Genomic DNA, 12,131 nt, shown 5'->3' with positions numbered 1-12,131 from the left:
TAGGTGGGAGAGCGTTCAAGCATGAATCACTAAATCGCGGTCACGGATCGTCATCAGCTCTTTTTTGTCGTAGCGCCCTTCATGAAGAAGGCGGACCGCCTGCTTGCGGATCGCTTTTTCGATTAAGTTGCGCACATAGCGGCCGTTGCTGAACTTGAGGCGGCCGGTCGCTTCCAGCGTCCCTTCGAGATGAATGTACAGTTTCCGCTCCGCTTCCGGCGTCATTTCATACTCGCGTTCGCGCAGCATTTGCTTGGCGATTTGCACAAGCTCCTCGACCGTGTAATCGGGAAACTCGATCGTGAGAGGAAATCGCGACGGCAAGCCAGGATTTAACGACAAAAAATAGTCCATTTCTTTCGGATAGCCGGCCAAAATCACGACTAGGTCGTCGCAATAGTCTTCCATTCCTTTGACAAGCGTATCAATCGCTTCTTTGCCGAAATCTTTTTCCCCGCCGCGGGCGAGCGAATACGCTTCATCGATGAACAAAATTCCGCCGCGCGCTTTTTTGATCAAATCGCGCGTTTTGCTCGCCGTATGCCCGATGTACTCTCCGACCAAATCGGCCCGCTCCGCCTCGATGAAATGCCCTTTGGACAGCACGTTCATCTCAAAAAACAGCTTGCCGAGCAAGCGCGCCACCGTCGTTTTGCCGGTGCCGGGATTGCCTTTGAAAATCATATGGAGCGCCTGGCGGTTGGCCTTTAAGCCGTTCTCCTTGCGCAGCCGGTTGATGTACAGCCAGGCGTAAATTTCCTTGATGATTTTTTTGACATGATCAAGGCCGATCAGCTGATCAAGCTCCTTTTGAATATTGCGGAGCGCCTGATGCTCTTCGCCATCGAGCCAGTCGTTTCTCTCTTCTTTCACTAAATGGTTTACCGTTTTGGAGTTCAACACGATGTTGATTTGCCCTTTCGCCTTGTTCATCGTCAATTCTGACAAGGGGCGTCACCTCGCTTCCCGTTTTCTGCCATCCGCACCCGTTCCGACTTGGCTTTTGACGCCTTGCCTTTTCGTTACTAGTATACGTACGCCACCGCCGATCCGTGACAATCGCCCAAACGAACAGCGGGTCGGCTATAGCGGAAAAAGTTTGTATATGTTTATTCACAAAAGCGGCGGTTTACGCATCTGAATTCACCTCGTCCCTCACTTCCCTTCGGGTGACGCAGGAGCTTGTCGATCAAATAGCGGGCGCGGAAGGAAAACGGGAAATGGCAAAAGGCGCCCTCCGCGAAGGAAGGCGCCTTTTTTCGGCGGCGTATGTACCGTCGGTCTTACTGTTCGGTTTCAAAATGGATGTTCCGCTCCGGCGCAAACGTCGAAATGGCGTGCTTGTAAATGAGCTGTTGTTTTCCTTGCACTTCCAAAAGTACGGTGAAGTTGTCAAACCCTTTAATGTATCCGCGCAGTTGGAAGCCGTTCAATAAGAAGACGGTCACTTGAATGCCCTCTTTGCGCAGCTGGTTTAAAAACTGGTCTTGAATATTGATCGTATTTTTCATCAAACGTCCTCCTCTTTTCTCTCTAAGGATATAATTATATATTCGCTTCAAGTTGAAGCTTTCCTGCTACATAGCGAGAAATTTCCTCCACCTTGGCGGCGAACTGCCCAGCGTCGGTCATGTCAAACCATTTCACCGGCATTTGGTTGCGAAACCAAGTGAGCTGCCGTTTCGCATAGCGGCGCGAATTTTGTTTCAGCTGCTCGATCGCTTCATCAAGGGAAACGCGGCCGTCAAAATAGTCGTACAGCTCCTTGTAGCCGATGGCTTGCACCGCCTGGCAGTCGCGCAGGCCGCGGTCATAAAGCGCCCTCGCCTCTTCGATCAACCCTGCGGCGATCATCTCATCGACCCGCTCGTTGATGCGGCGGTAAAGCGCCTCCCGCTCCGCCGTCAAGCCAACGATGGCCGCCTCATACAAAAGCCGCTTTGACTGCCCTTGCTGCCACTCGCTGAACGGCTTTCCGGTGCAATGATACACTTCTAAGGCGCGGATGACGCGGCGGATGTTGTGCGGATGAATACGGGCCGCACTTATTGGATCAACCGCCTCAAGCCGCCGGTGAAGCGCTTCGGCTCCTTGCTCGGCCGCCAGCTGTTTGAGCGCCCGGCGGTACGCTTCGTCGGAAGGGGCGGCGGAAAATTGGTAATCGTAAAGGGCTGCCTGAATGTACAGCCCGGTGCCGCCGACGATGATCGGCAGCCGGCCGCGCGCCGAAATCTCGGTGATGAGCGCACGGCAAAGCCGCTGAAATTCGACGACGGAAAACGGTTCGCACGGCTCTTTGATGTCCAGCAAATGATGCGGGATTCCTTCCATCTCATCGGGCTTCACTTTCGCCGTGCCAATGTCCATCCCTTTATAAATTTGCATCGAATCGCCGCTGATGACCTCTCCGCCCAGCTTTTTCGCCAACGCGATGCCGAGCTTCGTTTTGCCGACCGCCGTCGGCCCGACGATGACGGCGACTTTTTCAGCCATAGCGCGTCACTGCTTTCTGTTGTGGGACTTGTGTCAACCATCATTATACATAAAAACAGCTGTGCATGGAACCATTTCTTTCATACGTTTTCGCCATCCACAAATCGTTTTATACATGGCAGCGCGAAAAATCGCCTTTCTTCCCTTTCGCCATAACCATATGGAAAAAAATGAACGCCATAAAAGGCGCTCATCATAATGAAAACTTGTTGACAATCGCCTGCAAATCGTCCGCCATTTTCGAGAGCGACGCGGCCGAAGCTGAAATTTCCTCCATCGAGGCCAGCTGTTCCTCGGTCGCCGCCGACACCTCCTGCGCACCGGCCGATGTCGACTCGGCCACGTCGGCGACAAGCCGGACGGAGCGCACCATTTGCTCCGAAGAAGAGACTATGTCGCTGACCGCGGTGGATACGTCGCGGATTTGCGCCGCAACTTCGTCCACGGCGGCGCGAATGCGGGCGAACATTTCTCCCGAGGCGCGAATGACGTTCGTTCCGGCCGTCACTTCGTTGACGACCGACTCCATTGATTGGACGGCATGGACCGTTTCTTCTTGAATGGCAGCGATCAATTCCGCGATTTGCTGGGCCGATTGGGCCGATTGCTCGGCGAGCTTCCGCACTTCGTCAGCAACGACGGCAAAGCCGCGCCCGTGCTCGCCGGCGCGCGCCGCCTCAATGGCGGCGTTTAAGGCGAGCAAGTTCGTCTGCGCCGCGATGCTGCGGATTGCTTCGATGATCGAGCCGATTTGCTCGGAACGGTGGCCAAGCCCTTTAATGAGGTCAGCCAGCCGCTCGACCGTATCGTTGACTTTGTTCATTTGCGCAACGCCCGCCTCGATCGTTTGCCCTCCCTCAGCCGCTTGTCTTGACGCCTCAGCAGCGATGGCGGACACGCTTTGCGCCCGTCCGGAAATTTGCTCGATTCTCTCAGACATCGAATCGACGGCGGCGGACGTTTCTTCCACGCTTTGCATTTGCTTGTCCATGCCGGAAGCAACGCCCTGAATCGTCATGGCGATTTGCTCGGTCGCCTTGCTCGTCTGTTCGGCGCTCGCTGCCAGCTCCTCCGACGAAGCGGCGACTTGCTCGGCGTTTTGCGCCACTTCTTGAAGCACTTCGCGCAAGTTTTTCGCCATTTGCTCAAACGAAGCGGCGAGTGCGCCAATTTCATCGCGGTTGCGAACCGAGAGCCGCCCGTCCGTCAAATCGCCGGCGGCGATCCGCTTCGCCGCTTCCGACAGCGCCAATAGCGGGCGGGAAAGCGAGCGGCTGATGTAATAGCTGACGGTCGCTCCAGCCGCCGCCGTCAACAAGCCGACGATGATGATCAGCCGCTGGACCGCAGCCGCCGATGCGCTCGCATCATCATTAGCTTCCTTCATTTCCCGCTGCTGGAGAGCGACCAATTGATTCACCTTTTCATCAAATTGGGTTGTTAAGTCGCGCCCTGTTGTGGTCACAAGGGCGATGTACTGCTCCGGTTTGTTTTGCGCTTTTAGGTCGAACGTTTTTTGCCCAAGTTCGTAAAACTGCTGTTCAAGCAAATCGAGCTCGGCAAGCAACTGTTTCGTTTCTTCCCGCGTCAGCTCCGCCGCAAGCTTTTCGCTTATTTTCTTGTACTCCCCATGCGCTTTTTCAAAATTTTTCCTTGACGTCTCATCGCCGGTCAACAAATAGCCGCGCATGCTGCCGACCTCGCGGCGGATCAATACTTCAAGCTCTTTGGCATTGACAAGCTTCGTCACCCGTTTGTCGATCACATCGGTGTATGTACGGTCAAGAGTCGAAATTTCGTAATAAGAAAACCCGACTAGCAGCGCGATCAACACGTAGACGAGGCCGAAGCCAGCCAGCAGTTTTTTGCGCACGGTCATTTTCATGTTCATTGGCAAGTCCTCCGTCTGTGAATCAGTATGTTGTTCCATCTACATTATCGGATGATAACAGCCAATGTTTAGTATTTTTTTTGGCTCTTTCGCCATCTTTGATGAAAAGGCCTGCTTCATTGAGAAAATCAACTGGATTTTCTCAATGAGCCTCCTCTTTCACCGTAAACTCGCAAGGAGAGCAAACCGGCCGCCCCCATGCCGCTTCCCCGCCTTACGCCGTTCCTTCCGGCTGCCACGTGTTTCGGCCGGTTTCGGCTTCATCATGAATGAAAAGCGAGGTGACAAGCGCGGCGATGCTGCCAATGAGGCCGAATAAAAACAAATGATGGATGCCGGTCATAAACGTCGGCGCCTTCGTCAAAAACGCTCCCATGACGGTCACGCCGATCGCCGTGCCGATATTGCGGCAAAACATAAAAAAGGACGTCGCGATTCCTTTTTCATGGACGTCCGCAAGCTGCTGCGAGCCGATGACGCCGACGGTCGAGGTCAACCCAAACGACAGCCCTTGGACAAACATGACGAAAAACACATACCAAAACCCGTGACTTTCGTTCAGCAGCGCCAGAAGCAAGCCGGACGCAACCAGCAGCACATTGCCGATGATGAGAAGCGGACGGTAGCCATAGCGCAAAATCCATTTCCCGGCCGGCACGGCGGCGATCATCCAACCAACGGACGAGCCGAGCAAAGCGACGCCGCTGATAAATACCGATAAATGAGCAACATTTTGCAAAAAGAGCGGAATGTAGCTTGACGTGCCAAACAGCGCGACGCAGCTGACAAAGCCGTTAATGTTCATCCATTTGAGCGTGCGGTGATGAACAAGTGAAAGCGGCACGAGCGGAGACGGCTGCCGTTTTTCGAAAAAGTAAAACACCATGAGCAAGAGCGCACCGGCCGCCCCGTACCACCATTGTCCGCGCTTCGCAACAGTGACGAGCAAAAGCAGGCTGACTGCGGCGGCAAATAACACCGCCCCCATATAGTCAACCGCCGCCCGCTTCGGTTCATATACTTCTTTATATGGAAACAACGTCACAAGCGAGAGCAGGCAAATGGGAATGTTGACATAAAAAATCCAGCGCCATGTCGCGTATTCGACAAACAGCGAGCCTAAAAGCGGCGCCAAGACGGCGGAAATCCCCCACATGGCGGTAAAAAACGCCTGGATCTTTCCGCGCCTTTCCACCGGAAACAAATCGCCGGCGATAATGGCCGGAAACGGCATCATAAACCCGGCGCCGACCCCTTGTACGGCGCGGAACAGGACGAGTTGCACCATATTTTGCGACAAACCGCAAAGAAGCGAGCCAATCAAAAATAAAATGATGCCAAAGCTGAATACGTTTTTGCGGCCAAACAGGTCGGACAGACGGCCGGCAATCGGTGACAGGACGGTTGTCGTAATCATGTATGACGCAAACGCCCATGCATAAAGGGAGAATCCCCCAAGTTCTTTGGCGATGATCGGCATCGTCGTGTTCATGATCGTCGTATCCATCGAGGCGACGAGCATGGCCAGCACAATGCTCACCATCACGGACAGACGGCTGTTCATACCAATGCCCTCCTTTTTGATCATCTATGAATATCTTATTTTACATGATGAATCATCATGGCACCAAATGATACGCGCCAGAAAGCCGGACTATTTGTACTTGTTGCTGTTTTTTGTTGCCTTAAAAGCAGAAAGCCTCAAAACCGCTAACCCGTTTTTCCGCGGCATCATCCTGCATCTTTGTTGGATTCGGCTTTCACTCGCACGAACAACAAAAAAGCTGTTCACCGAAGCGCCTAAGGCTTCGCACGAACAGCTGCGTTAATCGTCTTTCATTTAGTTGATGACCCGAACCGCTTTTACATACCGCGTTTTCCAATAGGATGACGTCAGCGACGAATACGCAACACCCAACGAAACGGTCGCGTTGATCATTTGCCCGTTGCCAGCGTAAATGCCGACATGGTTGATCGTCCCATTTGAATCGGTGTCAAAAAAGACGAGATCGCCTTTTTGCAATTGGTTAAACGACACCGTTCTTCCGGCTTGCGCTTGAGCGGTGGATGTGCGCGGCAGCGAAATGCCGGCTTCGCTGAAGACGCGCATCGTAAACGATGAGCAGTCAAACACATCGGTGCGCGACGGGCTTGCTCCGTACAAATAACGCGCCCCTAAATATTTTTCCGCAATATCGATGATTCGGTCGGCAAGCGATGCGGACGACTCAGTGGCAGCCGAGTTGGCGGCCGATACTTGCTGCTTGGCCTCCCGGACATCAGTCGTTCCGCCCGCCACTTTAATGGCTTGGCCAATGCGGATGGTGTTCGGGTTTGTAATTTGCGGATTCAGTGCCAATAGACGGTCGACCGTCGTTTGAAACTTGTTCGCAATCTCAAGCAGCGTATCCCCCGCCTGCACGATATACCGGCCGCTTGTCGGCACGGCTGCCGGCTGCACATTGTATGTATTGGAACGTTCCTGTTCCCCTGCTACTTGCAGCTTCTGCCCGGCGCGAATGAAGTCTGGGTTCGTAATGCTTGGATTAAGCTTGAGCAACGCATCCACAGTCGTGCTAAACTTGCGGGCGATTCCGCTTAGCGTATCACCAGGCTCGACCGTATATGTATTCGAAGAAGTTTCGTTTGATTTATTTGGTTCATTGACGCGCAATACTTGTCCGGGAAAAATCAAATCCGAAGACAAACCGTTTTCTTGCTTTAACGCTGCGACCGTCGTGCCGGATTGCCGGGCAATCTTCCAAAGCGTATCGCCTTTTTGCACCGTATAGCTCGCCGCCGATGCCGCGTGGCCGGCCAACAGCGAGCCGATCAACGTGCTTGTCAATACAACCGTCTTTTTCATGCTGCATCCCCCTATGACGTCGATATGGATCTTTATCTATCCAGCCGCTTAGCCAAAATTCGCTATCACTCTACAAAATTCACCACGTATTCCTACACATGAGCCATTATAGTAAAATCAAAGCAATCCGTCTGTAACAGAAAGAATAAAAGTAGATTACAAAACGATTACAAAAAGCGCCCCCTTTGTCGCGCAAAGGGGGCGCAGGCTACATCACCCGTTTAAATAGTTTTTCAATTTCATATGTCGAAAAATGAACGATGATCGGCCGGCCGTGGGGACAAGTAAATGGGTCCGTTGTCTGCCGCAGCGCCTCAAGCAAAGCGAACAGTTCATCCTGGCGCAAATGTTGGTTTGCTTTAATGGCGCGCTTGCAGCTCATTAAGATCGCCGCTTGTTCGCGCAATTGCTTGATGTCGACCGTTTTGGCCGCCAACACTTGTTCGATCATTTCCTCGATGATTTCCCTTTCTCTCCCTTTCGGAAACCACGTCGGATGGGAGCGAACGAGAAACGCCCGCGGCCCAAACGGCTCAAGAAACACGCCGCAGCGCGCCAGCTCATCGCGGCAGGCGGCGATCCGCTCGTACTCGTCGGCTGGATATTCAAACATCAACGGAACGAGCAGCTCCTGCACTTCCTTCGTGGCTTCGCCGAGTTTTTCCCGGAAATATTCATAGTTGATCCGCTCTTGAGCCGCATGCTGATCGATCATATACAGCCCATGTTCGTTCTCCGCCAAAATGTACGTCCCATGCAATTGTCCAATCGGATAAAGCGGCGGCAGGCGATCGGCCGCCGCTTTATCCTCCGCTTGCCCATCTGTCGGCAAGCGGGGAGAGCACCGCTCTTCTCCCTCCTCTTCCTCCTGCTTTCGCTCGAAAGCGGGCCCATGTTCGTCCGGTATTCCACATTCATCCGTCTGCACAGCCGCGGATGGCCGCTCAGCCGGTGCGTCACCGGTTAGCGGCGCAAGAGGGGCGGTCGCATCTTCCCCGCCGCCGATGTCGCTCGATAAGACAGACGGCTCGCGGACGCGATGAGTGAACGTCCAAGCCGCCTGCTCCGCCTTTGGTTTTGCCATCTTGCTGTCGGCAGATACGGACGGAATGAGCGTCCGCTTGCGAAATGCCTGGCGGATGGCGTCTGTGACGAGCTCATTCAGCTCTGCTTCCTTGCTAAAGCGGACTTCGAGCTTTGCCGGATGGACGTTGACATCGACAAGCACCGGATCCATTTCAATGGATAAAAACACAATCGGATAGCGGCCGATCGGCAAGAGCGTATGGTAGCCGGCTTCAATCGCTTTCATGAGCGGCACGCTGCGCACATAGCGGCCGTTGACAACAAGCGAGATGTAGTTGCGCGAGGCGCGCGTCACGTCCGGCGGCGAAATGTAGCCGCGAACGGTAAAATCGAGCGATTCCGCTTCGATGGGGATCATTTGTCTCGCCGTCTCGGCGCCGTAAATAGCGGCGAGCACGTGCCGGACATCGCCGCTGCCATTGGTGGCAAGCAATGTTTTGCCCTGGTGGCGGAGGCGAAATGATACGTCCGGATGGGCGAGCGCTAGTCGGTTGACGACGTCGGCCGCATGGCCGAGCTCGGTGTGGATCGTTTTCATATATTTCAAGCGCGCTGGGGTGTTGAAAAACAAGTTCGATACGGTAATATCCGTTCCTTTGCGCCCCGCCGCCCGCTCGCGGGAGACGAGTGCGCCGCCTTGAAGCACAAGCTTCGTTCCCGGTCCGCTGCCCGTGCCGGTCGTCAGCTCCACTTCGGATACAGAAGCGATGCTCGGCAGCGCCTCACCGCGGAACCCGAGCGTGCGGATGCGGAACAAATCGTGCTCGTCATGAATTTTGCTTGTCGCATGGCGTTCAAAAGCGAGCAAGCAGTCGTCTTCCTCCATGCCGTCGCCGTTGTCGATGACGCGGATTTTCGCCATTCCCGCCTCTTCAAGCTCGATGTTGATGACCGTACTATGGGCATCAATGGCGTTTTCCACCAACTCCTTGACGACCGAAGCCGGCCGCTCGACGACCTCGCCGGCGGCGATTTTGTTTGCCAGCAGGTCATCGAGCTTGCGGATGCGTCCCATCGGGCCTCCCTCCTTTACTTGAGGAGCTTTTGCAGTTCATACAGTTTGTTGAGCGCCTCAAGCGGCGTCATCTCGAGCAAATTGATCTCTTTCAGCGCCGCGAGCGCCTTTTTCTCTTTGTTTGAAAGAGGCGGCTCCACAGGCGCCGGGGCAAGGTCAGGAAACATACTCAGCTGCTCAAACGCCGCTTCCGCCAAAACGCCCTCCCGCGCCGCGCCGGCTGACGGACGGGAGGCCTTCTCGCGCTCAACCTTGCTGCCGACGTCTAACGCTTCGTTCCCCTGAAAAGCCAAACCCGCTTCCGCCAAAGCGCCATCGTCCATCCTGCCTGCGGCGGCTTCCTGTTTTCCCGCCGCTTTCTCCAGTTCCGCTAAAATGGCCCGCGCGCGTTCAATGAGCGAAGCCGGCAGCCCGGCCAGCTCGGCGACGTGAATGCCGTAGCTCTTGTCGGCCGGCCCGTCGGCGATTTGATGCAAAAAGACGACTTTGCCGTTTTCCTCGATGGCGCGGGCATGGACGTTCGAAAGCCGCGGGAGCGAACGCTCCAAGGCGGTGAGTTCATGGTAGTGGGTGCTAAATAGTGTTTTCGCGCCGATATGGTCGTGAATGTACTCAATGATCGCCTGGGCGAGCGCCATGCCGTCGTACGTCGATGTGCCGCGCCCGATTTCATCAAACAAAATGAGGCTGTTTTGTGTCGCATGAGCGATGGCGTGGCGCGCCTCCAACATTTCGACCATAAACGTGCTTTGTCCTGCCGACAGGTCGTCAGCAGCGCCGATGCGGGTGAACACTTGGTCAAAAATGGGCAGCACCGCCCGCTCGGCGGGAACGAAACAGCCGATTTGCGCCATGACGGCGGTGAGCGCCACTTGCCGCATGTACGTGCTTTTTCCAGCCATGTTCGGTCCAGTGATGAGCAGCATTTCCCGCTCGCGGTTCATGTAGCAGTCATTCGGCACGTACATTTGCGCGCCGAGCACTTTTTCGACAACCGGGTGGCGGCCGCCTTGAATCACCAAGACGCGCTCCGTGGAAAACTGCGGACGCACGTAGCGATACTCGTCGCTGATCGTTGCGAATGATTGAAGCACATCAAGCTCGGCAATGGCTTTCGCCAACGTCTGCAGGCGCGGGATGTATTGCTTCACCTGCTCGCGAATGGCGACAAACAGTTCATATTCGAGTTCGATGCTTTTTTCTTCCGCCTCCAAAATGAGCGCCTCTTTTTCCTTCAACTCCGGGGTGATAAACCGCTCGGCGTTGGCGAGCGTCTGCTTCCGCTCGTAACGTCCTTCCGGAACAAGGGGGAGATTGGGCTTTGTCACTTCAATATAGTAGCCAAACACTCGGTTGTAGCCGACTTTGAGCGATTTGATGCCGGTCGCTTCCCGCTCCTTCGCCTCAAGTTCAGCGATCCACGCCTTGCCGTTGCGGCTCGCATCGCGGTAGCGGTCGAGCTGCTTGTCATATCCGTCTTTGATGAGGTTCCCTTCTTTGACGGAAAGCGGCGGCTGTTCTTGAATCGAGCGCTCGAGCAAATCGACGAGCTCTTCGCACGGGTCAAGGCGCTCGCACAGCTTGTCCGCTTCAGCGAGCGGCAGTGCGCCGACCGTCTGGCGGAGCGCCGGCACTTGAAGAAGCGACTTTTTCAGCTGCACGAGATCGCGGGCATTGGCGTTGCCGTAGGAGACACGGCCGACAAGGCGCTCAATGTCGTAAACGCCGCGCAGCCTGTCGCGCAGCTCCTGCCGTTCAAAATAGCTCGTTTTCAACGTTTCCACAAAATCGAGGCGCCGTTCGATTTCGCGCCGATCAATGAGCGGCCGGTCCAGCCATTGTTTTAAGAGCCGCCCGCCCATCGCTGTCACCGTTTCATCCAAAAGCCATAACAACGAGCCTTTCCTTCCTTTTGACCGCACCGTTTCGACCAATTCCAAATGCAGCTTGGAATGTCGGTCCATTTTCATATAGTGGTCAACTTGATACAACTCAGCCGGCTGCAAATGATCGAGCCGCCGCTTTTGCGTGCGGACGAGGTAATGAAGCAAGCGGGCTGCGGCCTGCCGCAGCTTTTCTTGCGCCACATGGCCGATGACGCCGTTCCATTCGTCGCATAGAGATGTGTCGTCCTCATAAGAGACCGCCGCCCCGTACCGCTCTTTCAGCTCGCGCACCCACTCTTCGCCGCTGTCTGTGGCAACGATGATCTCCCGCGCTCCAACGGCGTGCAATTCGTTTGCCGCTTCCTCCCACGAAGAAAGAAGCGTCAACCGGACCTCGCCGGTCGACAAATCGGCGTAAGCCAATCCGTATGTACCATCAGCAAACGGCGTGAGCGCCGCCAAGTAGTGGTTTTCCTTCTCGGTGAGCCCTTTGCCTTCCATGAGCGTCCCTGGGGTGATGAGCTGCACAACTTCGCGGCGAACGACGCCTTTGGCCGTTTTCGGGTCTTCGACTTGTTCGCAAATGGCGACTTTATATCCCTTTTCGATTAACTGCTCAATATATCCTTGCGCCGAATGGTACGGCACCCCGCACATCGGCACCCGTTCATCGCCGCCGTCGCGGCTTGTTAATGTAATTTCCAGCTCTTGCGCCGCCTTGATGGCGTCGTCAAAAAACAGTTCGTAAAAATCGCCAAGCCGGAAAAATAAAAACGCGTCCGGATATTGCGCTTTAATGTGCAAATATTGCTGGATCATCGGTGTGTACGATGGCATCGCTTCTCCCCAACCTTTTCGGCCCGAAGGCTCGTTGATTGCGCTACTATTATAACA

Annotated in this window: 9 protein-coding genes; 1 reads left to right on the top strand and 8 read right to left on the bottom strand. The window is 54.9% G+C overall.

The features are described from left to right. Positions 1 to 15: 15 nt before the first annotated feature. The 5 genes from spoVK to VU18_RS05710 all read right to left on the bottom strand — a co-directional run bounded on the left by spoVK (position 16) and on the right by VU18_RS05710 (position 5,948). Positions 16 to 948 (bottom strand): stage V sporulation protein K, encoded by a 933-nt coding sequence (gene spoVK, locus VU18_RS05730; RefSeq protein ID WP_011230813.1) that lies wholly within the window; start codon positions 946 to 948, stop codon positions 16 to 18. 335 nt (positions 949 to 1,283) lie between these two features. Further along, on the bottom strand, positions 1,284 to 1,511 hold the full coding sequence (gene hfq / locus VU18_RS05725) for an RNA chaperone Hfq (RefSeq protein ID WP_011230812.1): 228 nt from the start codon (positions 1,509 to 1,511) through the stop codon (positions 1,284 to 1,286). A 34-nt stretch (positions 1,512 to 1,545) separates the two neighbouring features. Continuing rightward, positions 1,546 to 2,493, bottom strand: a complete 948-nt coding sequence (gene miaA / locus VU18_RS05720; protein ID WP_011230811.1) for a tRNA (adenosine(37)-N6)-dimethylallyltransferase MiaA — start codon at positions 2,491 to 2,493, stop codon at positions 1,546 to 1,548. Positions 2,494 to 2,686: 193 nt separating this feature from the next. Beyond that, positions 2,687 to 4,384, bottom strand: a complete 1,698-nt coding sequence (locus VU18_RS05715; protein ID WP_033025126.1) for a methyl-accepting chemotaxis protein — start codon at positions 4,382 to 4,384, stop codon at positions 2,687 to 2,689. A 214-nt stretch (positions 4,385 to 4,598) separates the two neighbouring features. Next, the gene (locus tag VU18_RS05710; RefSeq protein ID WP_033025125.1) at positions 4,599 to 5,948 is read right to left on the bottom strand and encodes an MDR family MFS transporter; all 1,350 of its coding nucleotides are present in this window, start codon (positions 5,946 to 5,948) and stop codon (positions 4,599 to 4,601) included. Positions 5,949 to 5,964: 16 nt separating this feature from the next. Between VU18_RS05710 and VU18_RS18510 the strand changes: the two genes are divergently transcribed. Beyond that, positions 5,965 to 6,213, top strand: a complete 249-nt coding sequence (locus tag VU18_RS18510; protein WP_020278225.1) for a hypothetical protein — start codon at positions 5,965 to 5,967, stop codon at positions 6,211 to 6,213. An 11-nt stretch (positions 6,214 to 6,224) separates the two neighbouring features. On the opposite strand, the gene VU18_RS05700 is transcribed toward VU18_RS18510, so the two are convergent. The 3 genes from VU18_RS05700 to mutS all read right to left on the bottom strand — a co-directional run bounded on the left by VU18_RS05700 (position 6,225) and on the right by mutS (position 12,074). Beyond that, on the bottom strand, positions 6,225 to 7,250 hold the full coding sequence (locus VU18_RS05700) for a LysM peptidoglycan-binding domain-containing protein (protein WP_011230807.1): 1,026 nt from the start codon (positions 7,248 to 7,250) through the stop codon (positions 6,225 to 6,227). A 208-nt stretch (positions 7,251 to 7,458) separates the two neighbouring features. Then, positions 7,459 to 9,351, bottom strand: coding sequence for a DNA mismatch repair endonuclease MutL (gene mutL, locus VU18_RS05695; protein ID WP_033025124.1), 1,893 nt, complete (start codon positions 9,349 to 9,351; stop codon positions 7,459 to 7,461). Positions 9,352 to 9,365: 14 nt separating this feature from the next. Then, positions 9,366 to 12,074, bottom strand: a complete 2,709-nt coding sequence (gene mutS, locus VU18_RS05690) for a DNA mismatch repair protein MutS (protein WP_047757753.1) — start codon at positions 12,072 to 12,074, stop codon at positions 9,366 to 9,368. Between the last annotated feature and the right edge of the window lie 57 nt (positions 12,075 to 12,131).

Source organism: Geobacillus sp. ZGt-1, assembly GCF_001026865.1.
Taxonomy (GTDB): Bacteria; Bacillota; Bacilli; order Bacillales; family Anoxybacillaceae; genus Geobacillus; species Geobacillus thermoleovorans.
This window is presented reverse-complemented; position numbering and strand designations above follow the sequence as displayed.

Excerpts from the sequence above, each read along its gene's own strand:
- mutS (WP_047757753.1), bottom strand. The coding sequence starts at position 12,074 with ATGCCATCGTACACACCGATGATCCAGCAATATTTGCACATTAAAGCG.
- VU18_RS05715 (WP_033025126.1), bottom strand. The coding sequence starts at position 4,384 with ATGAACATGAAAATGACCGTGCGCAAAAAACTGCTGGCTGGCTTCGGC.
- VU18_RS05700 (WP_011230807.1), bottom strand. The coding sequence starts at position 7,250 with ATGAAAAAGACGGTTGTATTGACAAGCACGTTGATCGGCTCGCTGTTG.
- hfq (WP_011230812.1), bottom strand. The coding sequence starts at position 1,511 with ATGAAAAATACGATCAATATTCAAGACCAGTTTTTAAACCAGCTGCGC.
- VU18_RS05710 (WP_033025125.1), bottom strand. The coding sequence starts at position 5,948 with ATGAACAGCCGTCTGTCCGTGATGGTGAGCATTGTGCTGGCCATGCTC.
- mutL (WP_033025124.1), bottom strand. The coding sequence starts at position 9,351 with ATGGGACGCATCCGCAAGCTCGATGACCTGCTGGCAAACAAAATCGCC.
- miaA (WP_011230811.1), bottom strand. The coding sequence starts at position 2,493 with ATGGCTGAAAAAGTCGCCGTCATCGTCGGGCCGACGGCGGTCGGCAAA.